Source organism: Sphingomonas epibiotica, assembly GCF_039615155.1.
GTDB lineage: Bacteria > Pseudomonadota > Alphaproteobacteria > Sphingomonadales > Sphingomonadaceae > Sphingomonas.
The window spans coordinates 136,833-156,713 of sequence record NZ_JBDGHY010000005.1; the positions used below are offsets into that span (position 1 = coordinate 136,833).

A 19,881-nucleotide genomic window follows, 5' to 3' on the forward strand; every position below is an offset into this window, starting at 1 on the left:
CGGAATTTGCCTATCCCGCCGCTTTCGCCAGCCCCCGCGAAATCTGCAACGCGGCGTTCAACCGCGCCTGCGGGTCGCCGAAGTTGCGGCTGATGACCAGCTTCATGTCGGGGCGCAGCTTTGCGGTGCCGGCCAGCTTGTCGACATAGGCGAGCAACCCTTCGACGCTTGGGAACTTGTCCTCGTGGAAACTGACGATCGCACCCTTCGCGCCGACGTCGATCTTCGCGACGCAGGCCTTCTTGGCGTTCAGCTTGGCCTCGATCAGTTGCAGCAAATTGGCGGTGGCGACCGGCAGCTTGCCGAAACGGTCGATCAGTTCGGTGGCGAAGGCGTCGATACCGCCGCGGTCCTCGACATCGTTGAGGCGACGGTACAAGCCCATGCGCAGGTCGAGATCGGGGACGTAATCCTCCGGGATGAGGATCGGCGCGTCGACGGTAATCGTGGGGCTGAAGTCCTTGGGCTTGTCGTCGCGCAGGCCGCCGGCCTTGGCGTCGAGGATCGCTTCCTCCAGCATCGACTGGTAGAGTTCGAAGCCCACTTCCTTGATATGGCCCGATTGTTCGTCGCCGAGCATGTTGCCCGCGCCGCGCTGGTCGAGGTCATGGCTGGCGAGCTGGAAACCGGCGCCGAGCGATTCGAGGTCGGACAGGACCTTGAGCCGCCTTTCCGCCGCTTCGCTGACCAGCCGTTCGGGGGGCGTGGTCATGTACGCATAGGCGCGGGTTTTCGATCGGCCGACGCGGCCGCGCAACTGGTAGAGTTGGGCGAGGCCGAACTTGTCGGCGCGGTTGATGATGAGGGTGTTGGCCGACGGGATGTCGAGACCGCTTTCGACGATGGTGGTCGAGACGAGCAGGTCGTAGCGCTTGTCGTAGAAGGCCGACATGCGTTCCTCGACCTCGGTCGGGGCCATCTGGCCGTGCGCCACGACGTAGCGGATTTCGGGAACCTCCTCCGACAGGAACTTCTCGATATCGGGCAGGTCGGCGATGCGCGGGGTGACGAAATAGGCCTGTCCGCCGCGATAATGTTCCCGCAGCAGCGCCTCGCGCAGGACGACCGGGTCCCACGGCATGATGTAGGTGCGGACCGCGAGGCGGTCGACCGGCGGGGTCTGGATCACCGACAGTTCGCGCAGGCCCGACATCGCCATTTGCAACGTGCGCGGGATCGGGGTGGCGGTGAGCGTCAGGACATGGACGTCGGCCTTCATCGCCTTCAGCCGTTCCTTGTGCGTCACGCCGAAGCGCTGTTCCTCGTCGACGATCACCAGACCCAGCCGCTTGAAGTCGACCTGTTTCGACAGCACCGCATGGGTGCCGACCACCACGTCGATCGTGCCGGCGGTGAGGCCGTCGCGGACCTTCTTCGCCTCGGTCGCGGTGACGAGGCGGGAGAGGCGGCCGACCTCGATCGGGAAACCTTCGAAGCGGGCCTTGAAATTGTTGTAATGCTGGCGGGCGAGCAGGGTCGTCGGACACACGATCGCGACCTGCATCCCGGCCATGGCCGCGACGAAGGCGGCGCGCAGCGCGACCTCGGTCTTGCCGAAGCCGACATCGCCGACGACGAGGCGGTCCATCGGGCGACCGGCGCCGAGATCGTCGAGCACGTCGGCGATGGCGCGTTCCTGATCGTCGGTTTCCTGGTACGGGAAGCGATCGACGAAGGCGGGATAGCCGCCGCTATCGGGTTCGGCGACGTCGGCGGGACGCATGGCGCGCTTGGCGGCAGTGGCAATCAGGTCACCCGCAATCTCGCGGATGCGTTCCTTCATGCGGGCCTTGCGCCGCTGCCACGCCTCGCCGCCCAGGCGGTCGAGCGATGCGCCTTCCTCGCCCGCGCCGTAGCGGGAGAGGACTTCGAGGTTTTCGACCGGCACGTACAGCTTGTCGCCGCCGGCATATTCGAGCTGGACGCAGTCGTGCGGGGCCTTCGCCACCGGCACCTGGGTCAGCCCGACATAGCGGCCGATGCCGTGGTCGGCATGAACCACCAGATCGCCCGGGGAGAGGGTGGCGAGTTCCTGGAGGAACGCGTCGGTATTCTTGCGACGCTTGGCGCGGCGGACGAGCCGGTCGCCGAGCATGTCCTGTTCGGTCAGGACGGCGACGTCGGCGCTGGTGAAACCGTGGTCGAGCGGCAGGACGACGAACGAGACGGTCGATTTCGCGCCGCCCAACGCCTGCTGCCATGTCTCGACGGTCGACACGCCGGTCAGGTCGTGATCGGCGAGCAGGCCCATCAGCCGCTCGCGCGCACCCTCCGAATAGCTGGCGAGGATCGGTTTGCGGCCCTGCTTGCGCAGGGATGCGATGTGGTCGACGACGGCTTCGTAGATATTCGCTTGCTGTGTGCGTTCGGGGGTGAAGTCGCGGGGGCCGTCGACCTCGAAATCCACGGACGTGGCGCTGTCGGGGGCGTGGAATGGTGTGACCTGATGCGCGGCGGTGTCCGACAGGCGGTCGGTCCATTCCTCCGCCGAGAGGTAGAGCACGTTCGGCAGCAGCGGGCGGTAGCTGCCGGGATCGTTGGTCTGCGCGCGGACGCGGTTGGTGTGATAGTCGGCGATCGATTCGAAACGCTGTTCGGCGGCGGCGGGGACGCCTGCGTCGCGGACGATGACGGTTTCGGGCGAAAGGTGGTCGAAGAAGGTTTCGAGGCGTTCTTCGAAGAAGGGCAGCCAATGTTCCATGCCCGACAGGCGGCGGCCGTCGCTGATCGCCTGATAGATCGGGTCGCCGGTCGCGGTCGCCCCGAATTTCTCGCGGTAGCGGGTGCGGAAGCGTTTGATCGAGTCCTCGTCGAGCAAAGCCTCGGAGGCGGGGAGCAGGGTGAAGCCGTCGACGCGGCCGGTGGTGCGCTGGTCCTCGGGGCTGAAGGTGCGGACGGTTTCGATCTCGTCGCCGAAGAAGTCGAGGCGGAGGCCGGAGTCGGAGCCGGATGGCCACAGGTCGACGAGGCCGCCACGGACCGCGAACTCGCCCGCGTCGTGGACGGTATCGACGCGGTTGTATCCGTTGGCTTGCAGCAGCGCGGAGAGGCGCGGGAGCGAGATGCGCTCGCCGGGCGCAAGACGCGCGACCAGCTGGCGGATGCGGAACGGAGTCAGCGTCCGCTGGGTTGCGGCGTTGACGGTGGTGACGATCAGGCGCGGGCCCTTCGCCTTGCCCTGTAGCGCGTGGAGGGCGGACAGGCGCTCCGCCATCGAGCGCAGCGTCGGGCTGGCCCGGTCGTAGGGGAGGCAGTCCCATGCGGGGAATTGGAGGACCGACAGGTCGGGGGCGAAGAAGGGGGCGGTGGTGGCAATGGCGCGCATCGCTGATTCGTCGGGGGCGATGTAGACGAGGTCGCCCTTTGCGCCGCGGGCGAGGTCGGCGAGGAGGACGGGGAGGAAGCCTGCGGGCACGCCCGCGAGGGTCAGCGAGCGGGGGGCGGACAGGATCTTGGAGAGGTCGGGCATTTTTTACCTTTAGCCCTCTCCCCTTGAGGGGAGAGGGTTGGGAGAGGGGGAGTGCGGGATGGCGGTTGTGGCGGTCCCCTCTCCCCGACCCTCTCCCCTGAAGGGGAGAGGGAGCTATTTGGCTACCGGCACGAAATCCATCGTCCGCATGCCGTGCAGCACCGGATGGTCGAACTGCGCGGGCGGCGGCTGAACGCCCATCGCCCACGCCATGATGTCGACATCCTGTTCCTCGAGGAACACCTCGAACCAGTCCATGTCGGCGTCGCTCCACGTTGCCGAATGCGCGTCGAAATAGCCGCCGATCATCAGGTCGGCTTCGCGGGTGCCGCGGTGCCAGCTTCGGAATTTCAGGCGCTTGAGGCGGGTTTCGCGGTCCATGGGACTCCAATGGCGATAGGCCGACGGACGCTGGCAGCGGCCGCCGGTTCGGATATAGGACCAGATAGTCATGCGTCCCGATCTGCTCAACCCGTTGTTCGCCGAAGTGACCGCGCTGAAGGGCGTGGGGCCGGCGCTGGCCAAGCCGCTCGAACGGCTGAAGCTGGGCCGGGTGGTCGATGTCGCGTTCCATCTGCCGACCGGCTGGGTCGACCGTCTGCGGCGCGATGAACTGATGGCGCAGGATGCAGGCCGGGTGATCGCCATCCCGCTGACGGCGACCGATTACCGGGTCAGCGCCGGGCGCGGGCCGACGCGGGTGCGCGCCGCCGACAAACACGGCAATATCGTCAACCTGACCTATTTCGGCGGGTCGTCGGGTTGGGTGAAGAAGCTGTTTCCGCTGGGCGAAACGCGGCTGGTGTCGGGCAAGCTGGAGACGTACGGGCAGGAATTGCAGATGGTCCATCCCGACCATGTTTTGCCCGAAGCGGAAGCCGACAGCCTGCCCGAGCGCGAGGCGATCTATCCGTTGTCGGAGGGGCTAACCTCGCGCCGGGTCGGGCAATTGGCGGCGCAGGCGATCGAACGCGCGCCCGACCTGCCCGAATGGATCGAGCCTAGTCTGCTCGCCAAGCATCAATGGCCGGCATGGAAGGAGGCACTGGCACGCATCCATGCCGATCCGGCCGACGCCAAGGCGCGTGAGCGCTTGGCCTATGACGAGGTGTTCGCCAACCAGTTGGCGCTGCTGCTGGTTCGGGGTGAGGCGCGGGCGAGGAAGGGGCGGGCGCTTACCGGCGATGGGCGGCTGCGGGCGAAGCTGGACCTGCCGTACAAACCGACCGGTGCGCAGTCGCGGACGATCGGCGAGATCGAGGGCGACATGGCCCAGACCCAGCCGATGCTGCGGCTGCTGCAGGGCGATGTCGGGTCGGGCAAGACGCTGGTGGCGCTGATGGCGCTGCTGATCGCGGTCGAAGGCGGGGCGCAGGGGGCGTTGCTGGCGCCAACCGAAATTCTGGCGCGACAGCATTATGCGACGTTGCAGCGGCAACTGGTGGGGACCGGTGTCACCGTCGCAGCGCTGACCGGGCGCGACAAGGGGCGGGTGCGCGAAGGCGTGCTGATGGGGCTGGCTGATGGGTCGATCGATATCCTGGTCGGGACGCACGCGATCTTTCAGGAGGCGGTCGGCTATCGCGACCTGGGGCTGGTCGTGGTCGACGAACAGCATCGCTTCGGCGTGGCGCAGCGGATGATGTTGCAGGCAAAGGCGGCAAGGCCGCCCCATCTGCTGGTAATGACCGCGACGCCGATCCCGCGGACGCTGACGCTTGCGCAATATGGCGAGATGGATGTCAGCCGGCTGGACGAGATGCCGCCGGGGCGCGAGCCGATCGAGACGGTGGTGATGTCGGAGGACAAGCTCGACGCGGTGGTCGACGGCCTCGCCCGGCATCTGTCGGCGGGGAAGCAGGCCTATTGGGTGTGCCCGCTGGTCGAGGAGAGCGAAAAGTCCGATCTTGCCGCCGCCGAGGCGCGGGCGGAGGCGCTGCGGATGCGGTTCGGCGACAAGGTGGCGCTCGTCCATGGGCGGATGAAGCCGCTGGAAAAGGACGCGGTGATGGCCGAGTTCTCGGCCGCGCGCGCAGGGGTGCTGGTGGCGACGACGGTTATCGAGGTCGGGGTCGACGTGCCCAATGCGACGCTGATCGTGATCGAGGCGGCGGATCGCTTCGGCCTTGCGCAGTTGCACCAGTTGCGTGGGCGGGTCGGGCGTGGAGGCGGCAAGTCGGTATGTTTGCTGTTGCGGGGCAATTCGCTGTCGGAGACGTCGCGGGCGCGGTTGGCGCTGATGCGCGAGAGCAATGACGGCTTCCGGATCGCCGAGGAGGATTTGCGGCTGCGCGGCGGGGGCGAGTTGCTGGGGACGCGGCAGTCGGGCGAGGCGATGTTCCGCCTCGCGACGCCGGAGATGCTAGGCGAGCTGCTGCCGGTCGCCAATGCCGATGCGCGGTTGCTGGTGGATCGCGATGGCGGGCTGACGGGGCCGCGGGGGCAGGCGGCGCGCGTGGCGTTGTATCTGTTCGAGCGGGATGCCGGGGTGGGGCGGTTGCGGTCGGGATGATATCCTGCCCCCATCGTCACCCCCCGAAGGCGGGAGTCTATTGACGCTGCCGTCGCGGACTTTCGAAACGTCGGCGAGTATGGATTCCCGCCTTCGTGGGAATGACGAACTTGGGTTGGGCGACGTTCTCCGCATCGGCCTGTCCTTCTGGCAAAGGCCGGAATGACGGAAGGTTGCTCCAGTTGGATCAAGCGGATAGCTCCCACGGCATGAACGCCCTCGCTCCGCTCATCGTCGCCCTGCTGGGCGGTATCGGCCTAGCCGTGCAGCCGCCGACCAACGCCGCGCTGGGGCGTAGCATCGGATCGGTGTTGCTGGCGGCACTGGTGTCTTTCGTGGTTGGCGCTCTGATCCTGATCGGAGTGTGGCTGATCGCCGATCGGACGCCGCTGGCCAATCTACGCGACGCGCGGCCGTGGATGTTTCTGGGCGGGGCCTATGGCGCGTTCTTCGTTGCGGCGGCGGCGTTTGCCGCGCCGCGGCTGGGGCTGGCGTCGATGCTGACGATCATGATCGCGACGCAACTAGTCGCGGCGGTGCTCATCGATCGGTTCGGGTTGATCGGGTTGCCAAGGACGCCGATCAGCGGGTTGCGGATGGCGGGCGTCGGGTTGGTGCTGGTGGGGGCGGTGCTGGTTCGGCGGGGGTAGCTAGTTGTCTTCGTTCGTCCTGAGTAGCCGTTGAGCGAAGTCGAAACGGCGTATCGAAGGACCGGGCAGGTGCTTCGATACGAGCCTTCGACAGGCTCAGTCTCTACTCAGCACGAACGGATACGGTCGACATCAAGAAGCCGGCGTCAGCAGCCCGTGATTCTTCTTCCCCGCCGAGACACGCACCGGCGCGTCGACCGCAATCACCTGTGCTTCGTCGACGACCTTTTCGCCATCGACGCGCGCGCCGCCGCCCTTGATGAGGCGGCGCGCCTCGCCCTTCGACGCGGCGAGGCCCAATTCGACCAGTGCGTCGACGACGTTGATCGCGCCGCTGACGCCGAAGGTCGGAAGCGTGTCGCCCGCCGAGCCTTCCTCGAACGTCCGGCGTGCCGTCTCGGCCGCACCCGCCGCCGCATCGGCACCGCGGCACATGGCGGTCGCTTCGTTGGCGAGGATCTTCTTGGCTTCGTTGATCTCGGCGCCCTGCAACGCTTCCAGCCGGGTGATCTCGTCGAGCGGCAGGTCGGTGAACAGGCGGAGGAAGCGGCCGACGTCGCGGTCGTCGGTGTTGCGCCAGAATTGCCAGTAATCGAAATGCGGCAACTGGTCCTCGTGCAGCCAGACCGCGCCCGACATGGTCTTGCCCATCTTGCCGCCATCGGCGGTGGTGATGAGCGGAGTGGTCACGCCATAGACGTCGGTCCCGTCCATGCGGCGGGCGAGTTCGATGCCGTTGACGATATTGCCCCATTGATCGCTGCCGCCCATCTGCAGGCGGCATCCGTGGCGCTGCGACAATTCGCGGAAGTCATAGGCCTGCAGGATCATGTAGTTGAATTCGAGAAACGACAGCGACTGTTCGCGGTCGAGGCGGAGCTTCACCGAATCGAACGACAGCATCCGGTTGACCGAAAAATGCTGCCCGACCTCGCGCAGGAACGGAATATATTCCAGCCGGTCGAGCCAGTCGGCGTTGTCGACCATCACCGCATCCGACGCGCCGTCGCCGAAGGTCAGGAAGCGTTCGAAGATGCGCTTGATCGACGCGACGTTGGCCGAGATGCCGTCCTCCGCCAACAGCTTGCGGGCTTCGTCCTTGAAGCTCGGATCGCCGATCTTGCCGGTGCCGCCGCCCATCAGCACGATCGGCTTGTGCCCCGTCTGCTGCATCCGGCGTAGCAGCATGATCTGCACGAGGCTGCCGACATGCAGCGACGGCGCGGTCGGATCGAAGCCGATATAGCCCGGCACGACCTGCTTGCTCGCCAGCGCGTCGAGGCCGGCGGCATCGGTCAGCTGATGGATATATCCCCGTTCGGACAGGGTGCGCAGCAGGTCGGAGCTATAGTTCGTCATGCGGCCGTTTAGCGTCGCCACCGCACCAAAGTCCACGCATCTCGACTTCACGCTTGCCGTGGCATTACTATGAAGCGTGTTTGGGGCGGGATGAACGCCGGGCGGAGAAGTTCATGCTTGCGATCGGTCTGATGTCTGGAACCTCGCTCGACGGCATCGACGCTGCGTTGATCGAGACCGATGGCGAGGGTGAGGTGCGGCCGGTGGCGTTCGTCGGCTCGCCGTACAGCGACGAGGATCGTGCCGCGCTTTCCGCCGCGACCGAGTTGGCGTTGTTGTTCAACGATCCGAGCGAGCATCCGCTGATCGAGCGGGCCGAGACATTGCTGACGCGGACCCATGCCGCCGCCGTCGCCGCGCTGCTGGGACGGGCCGGGGTCGAGGCACGCAGCGTCGATGTGGTCGGTTTCCATGGCCAGACGGTCGCGCATCGCCCGGACAAGGGCTGGACGTGGCAGTTGGGCGATGGCGCGGCGCTGGCGGCAGCGACCGGGATCGACGTCGTGGCCGACCTGCGCATCGACGATGTGCGGGCCGGGGGGCAGGGCGCGCCGCTGCTGCCCGTCTATCATGCCGCGCGTGCGGCGGGGATGGAACGGCCGGTGGCGGTGCTGAACCTGGGCGGGGTCGGCAACATCACCTATGTCGGCGAGGGCGACGAATTGATCGCGTTCGACACCGGCCCTGCCAATGGACTGGTCGACAGCTGGGTCGAGGCGGAAAGCGGTGCGCGCTATGACGAAGGCGGGGCGCTGGCGGCATCGGGGCGGGTGGACGACGCGGTGCTGACCGCGATGCTCGACCATCCCTTTTTCGAACTGCCGCACCCCAAGTCGCTCGACCGGCACGACTTCACCATCCAGCCGGCGCGTGGGCTGTCGGCGGCGGATGGGGCGGCGACGCTGACCGCGTTTACCGCGGCTTGTGTCGCCGAGGCGGTCGATCGGTTGCCGGCACGGCCCGTGCGACTGATCGTCGGCGGCGGTGGGCGGCATAATCCGGTGATGCTGCGGATGATCGCCGAGCGGACCGGCGTCGCGGTCGAGCCGAGCGACGTCCATGGCTGGAACGGCGATGCGCTGGAGGCGGAGGGATTCGCCTATCTGGCGGTGCGGTCGTTGAGGGGATTGCCGATCACCTTTCCGGGAACGACGGGCGTGTCGGCGCCGCTGACCGGCGGCACCTTGTACCGGACGACGCGGGCGGGGCTGGCGTTGCGGGTCGTGACCGCTTAACCGGGCGCGATGCTGACCGGCCTGATTTTCGCGACCGAAGAAGCCGAACACCAGCCGGGCGTGCTGGCGGCGACCCTGCCATTCGGCGGAATGACCCTGATCGAATATCAGGCGCGGCTGTTGATTGCGGCGGGATCGGCGCAGTTGCTGGTCGCGGTCGGGCGAGTGACACCGGCGCTGGCGGCGGCGGTCAACCGGATCGGGCGGCGCGGCGCGACGGTCGATATCGTGCGGTCGGCCGAGGAGGCGAAGGCGAAGGCGCACCCGCTGGCGGTGATCGTCGCGCTGGCCGATGGGCTGGTCACCACCGATGCGGTGGTCGCCAACATGGCGCTGGAGCCGGCCGACACGCTGCTGGTCACCCCGACCGGCGATGCAACGTCGGTCGAGCGGGTCGATTCGGGACATTGCTGGGCCGGGGTCGCGACGCTGTCGGTCGACCGGCTGGAGGATGCGGCGCGCCTGCCCCGCGAATATGATTTCCAGTCGACGCTGCTGCGCGTCGCGACCCAGGCGCGGGCCAAGCATGTCCTGCTGCCGGCCAAGGCGGTGCGATCGGGGCACGGCGTCGAGCGGGATGCCGGCACGCTGGAGGTGCGGAGCAAGGACGTGCTGGCTTCGCTGGCCGAACAGCGCACCGGATGGATCGACCGGTTCGTGTTCACGCCGGTGACGCGGCTGGTGCTGCCGTTGCTGGTCCGCCGCAAGGTGCCCGATATCGCGGTCGGGATCGCGGGCGGCACGATCGGACTTTTCGGATTGGCCGCCATCCCATTTTGGGACGCCGGCGGAGCGACGGTGCTGCTGTTCGCGGCGATGGTGCTGCTGTCGGCGGGTTCGCTGCTCGGCTGGCTGCGCGGCGAGGACGGCCATGCCGCGCTGCAGGAACGCGGCCTCGAAGTGCTGGGAGTGGCGGGAATCCTGGGGATCGGGCTGGTCCAGTCGCTGATCGTGTCGGCCGGAACGGCGGCGGTGCTGGCGCTGACCGGGGTATTGGCTACCATCCTGACGCGTCGGATTCCGGCACCCCGGCCGCCCTGGGCGGCGACGCCGGCGACCGCCTTGGTCCTCCTCGCACCGTTCGCACTGGCTGGAACCGTAACGCCCGGGCTGGCATTGGTCGCGGTTCATGCGGGGGTTACCCTCGCTTATGCAATCGAAAATTTGCGGCGTCGGGCTTAGGATCGCCTTAACCGCTATTGGTTAATGCGAGTACCATGTCCGACGATCTGCTCGATCCCCGCGATGCCGATGCGTCCGCCGCTTATCTGCTCGACCATGTCGCCGCAGCCGAGCGCGCGGGACACCGCCGACTGCGCGCATCCGCCGATCATTTCCATCTGCCCGCCGATGCGCGGATCGACGATCGCACCGCCGCCCGGTTGGACGCGACAATGCGCGCGACCGTGGCGAGCGTGGAAACCGAGATCCGCGACCATGCCGCGCGCCTGCTGGCTTCGCGTGGGCAGGCGGCGGTGGTGCAGGGGCTGCGTGCGGTCGGGTCGACATTCGAGCGGGTGCAGCGCGCCGGGCTGTTCCGCGATCCGGTACTGTTCGGCGAATTGTTCGCGCGGGTCCGGTTGGACACGATCGGGCGGGCGCTGCCGACGATGGTGATCGAGGTCGGCGACCGGCCGACGATGATCTCGCGGCTGGCGCAGGCGAGCGACCGGTTGGTGGCGGCCGCCGCCGTCGCGATGCTGGCGGCACAGGCGCGGCGTGGGTCGGTGATCGATGGCGGCCCGGTTGCGGTCGACCTGGTCCGGCCGCTCCACGCGCGGATCGCATGGTGGGTGGCGGCGGCGCTGCGCGATGCGGCGGATGTCGGCGACTCGATCGCCGCGCTCGACGCGGCCTTGGCCGAATCGGTGCGTCGTGCGATCGATGCGCAAGGCGAATTGGTGCCGATGGAAATCGCGGCGATGCGGCTGGCACAGGCGATCGATGCGCAGGGCGACGAAGTGCCCGCGTTGCTGACCGAGGCGATCGGCGACGGGCGGCTGGTGCTGTTCGTGGCGCTGGTCGCGCGGGCGAGCGGGCTGGCGTTCGACCGGGTCCGCGATCTCGTAATCGATGCCGATGGCGCGCGGCTGTGGGTGGTGCTGCGGGCCCTCGCGGTCGACCGGGCGACGATTGCGCGCATCGGCTTCGCATTGGCTGAGGCGGAGCCGGCCCGCGACATCGAACGCTTTGCCGATCAGCTCGACAGCATCATGGGCGTCGCGCCCGAAGCGGCGCGCGTCGCGCTGGCGCCGATGGCGCTGGATGCCGAATATCATGCGGCGATGCTGGCGCTGGGGATGGCCGAGTGATCGACATGCGGCTCGGCGCGGCGCCCGCTATCGGGCGGCTGTCGGCGGACGGGCTGTTGCTCGACGCCGAACCGCGCCTTGCCGAACTGAACCGTCGTGCCGGCGGCGGACCGGGCAAGCCGGTCGCGGTGCCGCAGATCGCGGCGCTGGTCCGGCTGGTCCGGCGGCTGGGCATCCCGTTGACCCGCGCGATCGTGGCGGCCGATGGCGACGACGACATCGCGCTGACGGTGCGCGCCGAACCCGACGAACTGGGAATCCGGCTGGAGGTCAATGGCTGGCAGGCAGGCGCGGCGTGGGAGGCGGAGCATGCGCCGCGCCGGGCGAGCGACTTCCTGCGTGCCGATGCCGATTGGGTATGGACCACCGACGCGGCGCTGCACCTGACCCATGTGTCCGACCATGCCGGGCAGCGCTTCGGTTTCGATCCGCAGACGGTGCTGGGGCAGCCGATCACCCGACTGTTTTCGCTGAGCGACGATGGCGAGGGCGGCTTTCCTATCCTAGGTGCGCTGGCGTCGCAGAACCGGTTCGAGGGGCAGGAGGCGATGATCCGCGGCACGGCGCATCGCGTCCGCCTGTCGGCGGTGCCGCGGCTCGATGCCAATGGCCGCTTTGCCGGGTTCGATGGTGCGGCGCATGCGATCACCCCGCTGCCCTCGCCGCCCTTCGCCGCCGAAGCCGGTGGGACGGCCGAACCGAACACCGATCTGCCCGACGGGTTCAGCCGCCGGATCGGCCGCGCGCTGCGCCATCCGCTGGGGCGGATCATCGCCAATGCCGACAGCATGTCGGCACAGGCCGACGGGCCGCTGCGCGACGATTATGTCGCCTATGCCGCCGATATTGCCAGCGCGGGCCGGCACCTGATGGGGCTGGTCGACGATCTGGAGGATCTGTCGGCGATCGAACGTGCCGATTTCGAGGTCGCTATCGAGGACCTCGATCTGGCCGATGTCGCGCGGCGCGCGGCGGGCCTGCTGGGGGTGCGGTCGATGCAGGGCAATGTCCGTATCGACCGGCCGTCGTTCGACGATTCGCTGCCGGCGCGCGGCGAGTTCCGCCGGGTGTTGCAGATCATGGTCAACCTGATCGGCAATGCGGTGCGCTATTCGCCGCCCGGAGGCACGGTGTGGATCCGGCTGGAGCGCGACGGCGACAATGCCTGCGTCATCGTCGCCGATCAGGGCAAGGGTATCGCCACGGGCGATCAGGAGCGCATCTTCGCCAAGTTCGGCCGGGTCGATCCGACCGAGGCGGGGGGCAGTGGCCTCGGCCTCTATATCGCCCGGCGGCTGGCGCGGGCGATGGGCGGCGACATCCTGGTCGACAGCGCGCCGGGGCAGGGCGCGCGGTTCGTGCTGATGCTGCCGGGGCGGTCCTGACGCGGGGCGGTTTTCGCGGTCGCATCGGCCGCGTTCGATGCTATCACGCCGGTCATGGGACGCAGGTCGGATCACAGCCGCGCGGAAATCGAACACATGCTGCTGGTCGAGGGGCACCGCCATCTGGCCGAGGTCGGCTTCGCCCGGTTTTCGGCGCGCGAGGTCGCCAAGCGGATCGGCTATTCGATCGGGACGCTGTACAATGTCTTCGGCAGCTATGACCGGTTCGTCGTCGCGCTGAACACGCGGACCTTCGGCATGTGGGCGCGGGATCTCGAATCAGTGCTGTCGGCGTGCAGCGGCGACCGCATCCGCTGTCTGGTCGAACGCTATTTCGCCTTTGCACGGACCAACCGCAATCTGTGGCTGGCGATCTACGACCATCATCTGCCCGGCGACTTCGTGTTGCCCGAAGAGGACCACCGGCAGCGCGGCGAACTGACCCGGATCGTGGTCGACGAGATCGCGGCGGTGCTGCCGCCCGACAAGGCGGCCGACGCGCCGCATCTCGCCCGGTCGCTGGTCGCGACCGTCCATGGCCATTGCATGTTCGATTTGACCGGCAGCTTCGCGCTGATGGGCGAGAGCGAACCGGTCGAGATGGCGCTGGCCCGCGTGCGCGAGACGCTGGCCGTCGCGTCAGGCGAAGGCCGCCTCGGTTAGCGAAGCGAAGCGGGCAAAGGCGGTGCGGGCGGCGCTGATCATCCGCGCTTCGTCGGCTTCGGTCATCGCCGCATCGTCGATCGCGGCGGTGAAGCGCCGCCAGTGCGCGGCCCGACCATCGGGATGGCCGGCAAGATGCCGCGCACCATGATCGGCGTCGAAGCCGATACGTTGTGCCGCCTTGATGAGGAACGCCGCGCCCAGCGACGATCCTTCGGCAACGTACAGCCAGCCCAGCGCGGTCGGTACATCGTCGGCTTCGACCGGTGCGAAATCGGGAACCGCAGGCGGCGGCAGCGCGACGGCGGACAGGTCGGCGGCAATCGCGGTAGACCGGTCGCGTTCGGCCAGATCGGGGACCAGCGACTGCAATGCGGGGTCGGCGTACAGCGAAGCGAGCGCGGCATGAAACGCCTGCTGCACCAGCAGGAAGCGGACGTAGCGGTCGGGTGCGGCGAAGGGATCGAGCGCCATGATCCGCGCGTCGAGCCGGTCGTGCAGATCGGTAGTCGCGGCCTTCAGCCGCTGCGAACGGGTCGGGGGCAGGGAGGTGGACACCAAGTTCGTCTAGCGGCTCGGGGGCGCCGGGGATAGCGGCGCGCCCCGTACCGAACGCGCCGCCCGCGATCAGAACAACCCGTCGTCGTCCTCATCCTCCTCGACGACGGCGCTTGCCACGACGAAGCAGGGCGGCACGTTGGCGGCGTGGATGTCACGTTCCTGCGCCATGGTGTAGAGCGCGGCGATCTGCGGTAGCAGCGTGCCGAGCGTGGCCAGCGCATCTTCCGACAGGTCCTGTGGCAGCGTGCTGACAGCGAGCACGATCGCCGATTGCCGCATCGTCGCGCCCAGTTCGAGCTCGGCGCCGATCTCGTCGCCGGTGGTCGTCAGCAGGTCGATCAACTGGCGGGCATCGTCGCCGCCTTCGCGGACCGCCATCTCGGTGCGCTGGCAGCCTTCGCGAATGACGCCGAGCGCCTGGGCGAGTTTCGTACCCATGTCGCCGCCGACCGTGTCGCCGCGTTTAGCGGTCAGCGCGGCGTTGACCTCGGCCAGTTCGCGGATCGGCGCGCCAATGCCGCGCATCGCGTTGCCGAGCGAATGGGCATAGATATCGACTTCGCCCGCCACGACCGACACCGCCTTGCCCAGATCGCCATGGCGACGGCACAACAGGCGGGTGTTGGTGGCAATGTCCTGGACGTTGAACTGCACGCGCTGGAGATGGGCGAGGCGACCGGTCAGTTCGTCGACGGTTTCGGCAATCAGGTCGAGCATCGCCGCCGAGCGATGATCCGCCTCCTGCAACTGTCCGGTGATGACCGGGATCTCGCCGACCGCCTCGTCGATCTGTGCAAGGAACGGGCGACCGTTGCGGCCGGCATCGTCCTCGACCAGCGTCAGCAGCGCGTTGGTATCGGGCTGCAGCGCTTTCAGCGAAGCGACCAGCCGGGCGGCGTCGCGGTCGAAATCGACCGAACTCGCCTCCAGCTGCGCGGCGAGCAGATGGTGGACGACGCCGGTGACTTCGGCCAGCGCCGGTTCGGGCAGGGTCAGCCCTTCGAGCAGTTGCAGTCCCGAGACGACATGCTCGACCCGCTGGCGGGTGCTGTCGCCGACCTGCAACGCGCCGAGCATCGTCGCGACGCGGCCCTGCACGGTGCGCGCTATCTCCGAAACCTCGCGGGCCATGGCCGCGACGTCGCCCAGATGGCCGTGCAGCGCATCGGCGTCGCGCGTCAGCCGCTGCGGCACGGCGGGCAGGATCTTCTTCGCCTCGGCGGCCAGCAGCCGGCCGGCCTGCTGCACGCTGCCGACGCTGGTCGACAGTTCCTTCAACTTGGCGAGAAATCCTTCGAGATGCTCCTCGCCCGCCGCAAGGCGTTGCCCCATGTCGTTGACGAAACCGACGAAGGCGGCCTCGCCCGAAGCGGCGATCTTGATGTTCATGCCATAGATATGGAGCACGCGCAGCGCCTGTCGCATGTCCATCACATGGTCGCGCAGCACGCGCGAGGCGGTGCCGATCCGGGCCATGTCGGCCTCGCGCTCGATCTGTACCACCGGCAGCGCTTCGAGTTGTGCAGCGACATCCTTCAGGCCGGTGACGGCGATGCCCGCGACGCTCTCGTCGAGGGCGCCGGTCACTCCCTCGATCGAGGCGATGATGCGGTCGATCGTGTCGATCGCAGTGGCAAGCGTGGTGCCGGCTCGGACAAAGCGTGCGTCCATGCTCGCCGCCATCAGCGCCAGCGTGCGTTTCAGATCGGCGGCGTCGATCGCCTGACCCTGTGACAAATCAATCCGAAGGTGCTGCATGTCAGGGGTCCTAGGCGAGGAGGAAGGTAGCGGCGGGGGAGATCATCGTGCCGTCGCCAGCAGTAGTTCGCGGGCAATATTCTGGAGCGGTACGACCTTGTCGGCGGCGCCGCGGGCTATCGCCTCTTTTGGCATTCCGAACACGACCGAGGTCGCTTCGTCCTGCGCGAAGGTGCGGGCACCGGCCTGCTTCATCTCCAGCAGGCCGCGTGCGCCATCGTCGCCCATGCCGGTCATGATGATGCCGACCGCGTTCGACCCGGCATTGCGCGCGGCCGATCGGAACAGCACGTCGACCGACGGGCGATGGCGCGAGACCAGTGGCCCTTCGCGCACCGCTACGACATAACGTGCTCCCTGCCGTTCGAGCAACGTGTGGCGCAGGCCACCGGGCGCGATCAGCACATGGCCGCGCATCACCGTGTCTCCGTCCTCGGCTTCCTTCACATCGACCTGGCAGAGGCTGTTCAGTCGCTTGGCGAAGGCGCGGGTGAAGCTTTCGGGCATATGCTGGACGATGACGATGCCGGGCGAGTTGGCGGGCAATTCCTCCAGTAATTCGCGCAACGCCTCGGTCCCGCCGGTCGACGCGCCGATGCACACCACCATTTCGGTGGTGCGGCTCATCGCGCGGCCCGTGGGCGGCGGCAGGACGGCGTCGGCAGTCAGCTTCGCGGGCGGGGAATTGATGCGGCTCGACGGGGTGCGGGTGCGTAAGCGGGCACGGGCGGCGCCCTTCACCGTGTCGCGAATCCGCATCTTGGAATCGTTCAGATGGTCTGCGACGCCGAGGCGCGGTTTCAGGATCACGTCGACCGCGCCCGCCTCCAGCGCATGGAGGAGCGTTTCCGATCCCTCCTCGACCAGCGAGGAGCACATCACCACGGGAATCGGCCGCTGGCTCATCAGCTTGCGCAGGAAGGTGACGCCGTCCATGCGGGGCATTTCTACGTCGAGTGTAATGACATCGGGAATCTCTTCCTGGATGTAGCGCGCGGCAGCGAACGGATCGGCGGCGGCGGCGATCACCTCTATTTCCGGGTCTTCGTTCAGAATGCCGGTCATCGCCTGGCGCACGCTGGCGCTGTCGTCGATCACAAGGACGCGGATCTTGGCCATGCTCAGTCCTTCATGAAAACGGTGTAGGAAACGGTCGAGACCGGCAGGTCCATGCCGGCGATCGATTCCGAATGGCCAAGGAACAGATAGCCGCCGGGCCGCAGGCAGTCGCACAGCCGGCGCACCACCTTTTCCTGCGTATCCTTGTCGAAATAGATCAGCACGTTGCGGCAGAAGATGATGTCCATCGGTTCGCCCACCGGATAGCTGGCGTCCATCAGGTTCAGCCGCGCGAACCCGATCGCCGAACGCAGCGACGGCACGATGCGCACGTCGCGCGACGCGCGGTCGACCGGCGTGGCGACATAGCGCTGACGCAACGCCGCCGGCACCGGCTGGACCAGTTCGGCCGGGTAGATGCCGCGCCGGGCGGTTTCCAGCACCGTCGTGTCGATATCGGTGGCGAGGATGCCGTAATCGGGACCGCCGCCTTGCGCGAACTGGTCGAGGATCATCGCCATGGTGTACGGCTCCGCGCCGGTCGAGCACGCGGCGCTCCACGCGCGGATGCGACGTTGCCCGGTCGCGGCGATCGTCGGCAGCACGGTCTGGGCCAGATAGTCGAAATGACCGGGTTCACGGAAGAAATCGGTCTTGTTGGTGGTCACCGCATTGATGAGGTGGACCAGCTCGCCCGGCGCGGCGCGCCCGTCGAACAGGTGATCGCAATATTGATCGAACGTCGCCATGCCGGTGTCGCGCAGCCGCCGCTGCAACCGGCCCTCCAGCATCGTCGCCTTGGTCCGCGGCATCTTGATCCCGGTCTGATCGTAGATCAGCGTGGCGAGTTTCGCGAATTTGTGCGGGCTGAGGCGGTCGCCGGGGGGTGTGGTCTGAGCCAAGGCGGCGGACATGCGGCGGTGCTTTCTGGTTGAGGCGACAGGGAAGGGCGGGGACGGCGGTCACCGCCCCCGCGCGGGTTCAGGCAGCGCGTCCGAAGTCGACATCGTCGCCATCGGGGCCACCTTGCGTCAGGTCGAGCGCGAAGCCGCGCGCCCGGGACTGCTGGTCTTCGATCGAATTCGGCTTCGTCCTGCCCGTGGGTTTGGCCGCGGCGGCAGGCAACCTGGAACGGGCCGGTTGCTTCGCCGCAGGACGGCGCGGTGCGGCGGCTGTACCGGCATCAACCTGGAAAAAGGCAATACTCGATTGCAGCTCGGCGGCCTGGCTCGACAGTTGCTCGGCGGTGGAGGAGATTTCGTCCGCGGCGCCGGCATTCTGCTGCGTCACCTGATCCAATTGCTGCAGCGCCTGATTGATCTGCGACGCGCCGATATCCTGTTCGCGGCAGGCGGCGCTGATCTCGGACACCAGATCGGCGGTACGGCGGATGTCCGGGACCAGCCTGGTCAGCATATCGCCTGCCTGGCCCGCTGCCTGCATCGTATCGGACGACACCGCGTTGATTTCGGCGGCCGCACTCTGGCTGCGCTCGGCCAGCTTGCGGACTTCGGCAGCGACGACGGCAAAGCCGCGACCATGTTCGCCTGCCCGCGCCGCCTCGACCGCGGCGTTCAACGCCAGCAAATCGGTCTGCCGCGCGATTTCCTGCACGATGCCGATCTTTTCGGCGATGGTGCGCATCGCGCCGACGGCCCGTTCGACCGCAACGCCGCTGGCTTCGGCGTCCTTCGACGACTGCCGCGCGATCTTCTCGGTCTGGGCGGCGTTGTCGGCATTCTGTTTGATGTTCGACGCCATCTGCTCCATCGACGCCGACGCTTCCTCGGTGGCCGCCGCCTGTTCGGTCGCGCCGCGCGAGACCTGTTCGGACGACGCCGACAGTTCCTGGCTGCCGCTCGCAACCTGGTTGGACGCGCCCGAAACGTCGTTGGCGAAGCGGGTCAGATTGTCGATCAGCGTGTTGATCGCGTCCTTCATCCGCTGATGATCGCCATCGCAGTCGATCTCGACATGCTGGGTCAGGTCGCCGGCGCTCACGAGTCGGAGGACACGGTTCCCTTCGCCGATCGGCAGCAGGATGGCGTCGAGCATGCCGTTGATCCCGTCGACCATCTTCGCGAAATCGCCCCGGAACCGCGCGGTATCGCCACGTTCGCTCAACCGGCCGGCGGTCGATGCCGCGATCAGCCGCTGGATCTCGCCAATGATATCCTTGAAATTGGTGCGCAGCGTTTCAACCGTGTCGTTGATGAACGCTTTCTTGCCCGGAAACTGTTCCAGCGTCGCTTCGAAATCGCCCTCGCCGAACGCCTTGATACAGGCCATCGCCTTTTTCTTCACCGCGATATGGCCTTCGACCATGTCGTTGATGCCGCGCGCCATGACGCCGAAATCGCCGGGGAATTGCTGCGCAGCTACCCGCACGTCGATATCCCCGCGATCATGTTCGGCCGACATATGATTCATTTCGGCGATGAGCGTCTTGAGGTTACCGCGCAGCGTTTCGATGGCGTCGTTGATGAACGCCTTCTTGCCCGGCAGTTTTTCGAACGGCACGTTGAAATTGCCGGTGGCCAGTTCGCCGATACAGGCCATCGCCGCCTTCTTGACGTCGATATGCGCGCGGACCAGCCCGTTGACGCGTTCCGCCATGATACGCAGGTCGCCACGATAGGCATCGGGCACCAGCATGACGTCGATATCGCCGCGATCGTGCTCGGCGCGCACCTGCGCCACCGCTTCGTTGATCCGCACCACCGGACCCAGCGCAGCGTCGAGCAGCGCGTTGACCGAAATCAGCATCTCGCGCGCCTCGCCGGTGGTGTGGTCCTCACGCAGGCGGCGCGACAGGTCGCCATCGGCCAACGCCTGAGTCAGGGCACGAACTTCCGCGATCGCAGTTTCGGGGCGCGAGGAGCGTTTGAACTGAAGAAATGCAGACATATTCAACCTCT

General features: G+C 67.4%; 15 protein-coding genes. 7 read left to right on the top strand and 8 right to left on the bottom strand.

All coding sequences use genetic code 11. The features are described 5' to 3' along the window. Window positions 1–10: 10 nt before the first annotated feature. The gene (gene mfd, locus AAIO73_RS11620; RefSeq protein ID WP_345878248.1) at window positions 11–3,469 is read right to left on the bottom strand and encodes a transcription-repair coupling factor; all 3,459 of its coding nucleotides are present in this window, start codon (window positions 3,467–3,469) and stop codon (window positions 11–13) included. Between the two features lie 114 nt (window positions 3,470–3,583). After that, a complete protein-coding gene (locus AAIO73_RS11625; protein WP_345878250.1) occupies window positions 3,584–3,850 on the bottom strand; it encodes an FAD assembly factor SdhE in 267 nt (88 codons plus the stop codon). A gap of 70 nt (window positions 3,851–3,920) precedes the next feature. Between AAIO73_RS11625 and recG the strand changes: the two genes are divergently transcribed. Then, entirely contained in the window at window positions 3,921–5,981 is a 2,061-nt protein-coding gene (gene recG, locus AAIO73_RS11630) for an ATP-dependent DNA helicase RecG (RefSeq protein WP_345878252.1), read from the top strand. 209 nt (window positions 5,982–6,190) lie between these two features. Then, entirely contained in the window at window positions 6,191–6,631 is a 441-nt protein-coding gene (locus tag AAIO73_RS11635; RefSeq protein ID WP_345878254.1) for a DMT family transporter, read from the top strand. 132 nt (window positions 6,632–6,763) lie between these two features. Here AAIO73_RS11635 and tyrS read toward each other — a convergent pair whose 3' ends face one another. Continuing rightward, window positions 6,764–7,990 carry a tyrosine--tRNA ligase gene (gene tyrS, locus AAIO73_RS11640; protein ID WP_345878255.1) on the bottom strand — a complete coding sequence of 409 codons (1,227 nt, stop codon included), beginning with the start codon at window positions 7,988–7,990 and terminating at the stop codon, window positions 6,764–6,766. 113 nt (window positions 7,991–8,103) lie between these two features. Between tyrS and AAIO73_RS11645 the strand changes: the two genes are divergently transcribed. The 5 genes from AAIO73_RS11645 to AAIO73_RS11665 are packed head-to-tail and all read left to right on the top strand — an operon-like array spanning window position 8,104 to window position 13,585. After that, entirely contained in the window at window positions 8,104–9,225 is a 1,122-nt protein-coding gene (locus tag AAIO73_RS11645) for an anhydro-N-acetylmuramic acid kinase (protein ID WP_345878258.1), read from the top strand. A gap of 9 nt (window positions 9,226–9,234) precedes the next feature. Beyond that, complete coding sequence (locus AAIO73_RS11650) at window positions 9,235–10,407, top strand: hypothetical protein (RefSeq protein WP_345878259.1); 1,173 nt, start codon at window positions 9,235–9,237, stop codon at window positions 10,405–10,407. Between the two features lie 35 nt (window positions 10,408–10,442). After that, window positions 10,443–11,537, top strand: coding sequence for a hypothetical protein (locus AAIO73_RS11655; RefSeq protein ID WP_345878260.1), 1,095 nt, complete (start codon window positions 10,443–10,445; stop codon window positions 11,535–11,537). A 5-nt stretch (window positions 11,538–11,542) separates the two neighbouring features. After that, window positions 11,543–12,922 (top strand): PAS domain-containing sensor histidine kinase, encoded by a 1,380-nt coding sequence (locus tag AAIO73_RS11660; protein ID WP_345878546.1) that lies wholly within the window; start codon window positions 11,543–11,545, stop codon window positions 12,920–12,922. 54 nt (window positions 12,923–12,976) lie between these two features. After that, window positions 12,977–13,585: a TetR/AcrR family transcriptional regulator gene (locus AAIO73_RS11665; RefSeq protein WP_345878261.1), complete on the top strand. Its 609-nt coding sequence runs from the start codon at window positions 12,977–12,979 to the stop codon at window positions 13,583–13,585. Here the strand turns inward: AAIO73_RS11665 and AAIO73_RS11670 are convergent. From AAIO73_RS11670 to AAIO73_RS11690, 5 genes are all read right to left on the bottom strand, one after another. After that, window positions 13,562–14,143, bottom strand: a complete 582-nt coding sequence (locus AAIO73_RS11670) for a biliverdin-producing heme oxygenase (protein WP_345878263.1) — start codon at window positions 14,141–14,143, stop codon at window positions 13,562–13,564. The genes AAIO73_RS11665 and AAIO73_RS11670 overlap by 24 nt on opposite strands. Window positions 14,144–14,212: 69 nt before the next feature. Continuing rightward, on the bottom strand, window positions 14,213–15,904 hold the full coding sequence (locus AAIO73_RS11675) for a hypothetical protein (RefSeq protein WP_345878264.1): 1,692 nt from the start codon (window positions 15,902–15,904) through the stop codon (window positions 14,213–14,215). Window positions 15,905–15,946: 42 nt separating this feature from the next. Continuing rightward, window positions 15,947–17,023 carry a protein-glutamate methylesterase/protein-glutamine glutaminase gene (gene cheB / locus AAIO73_RS11680; RefSeq protein ID WP_345878265.1) on the bottom strand — a complete coding sequence of 359 codons (1,077 nt, stop codon included), beginning with the start codon at window positions 17,021–17,023 and terminating at the stop codon, window positions 15,947–15,949. Between the two features lie 2 nt (window positions 17,024–17,025). Next, window positions 17,026–17,877, bottom strand: a complete 852-nt coding sequence (locus AAIO73_RS11685; RefSeq protein WP_345878266.1) for a CheR family methyltransferase — start codon at window positions 17,875–17,877, stop codon at window positions 17,026–17,028. Window positions 17,878–17,944: 67 nt separating this feature from the next. After that, window positions 17,945–19,870, bottom strand: a complete 1,926-nt coding sequence (locus AAIO73_RS11690) for a methyl-accepting chemotaxis protein (protein WP_345878268.1) — start codon at window positions 19,868–19,870, stop codon at window positions 17,945–17,947. Between the last annotated feature and the right edge of the window lie 11 nt (window positions 19,871–19,881).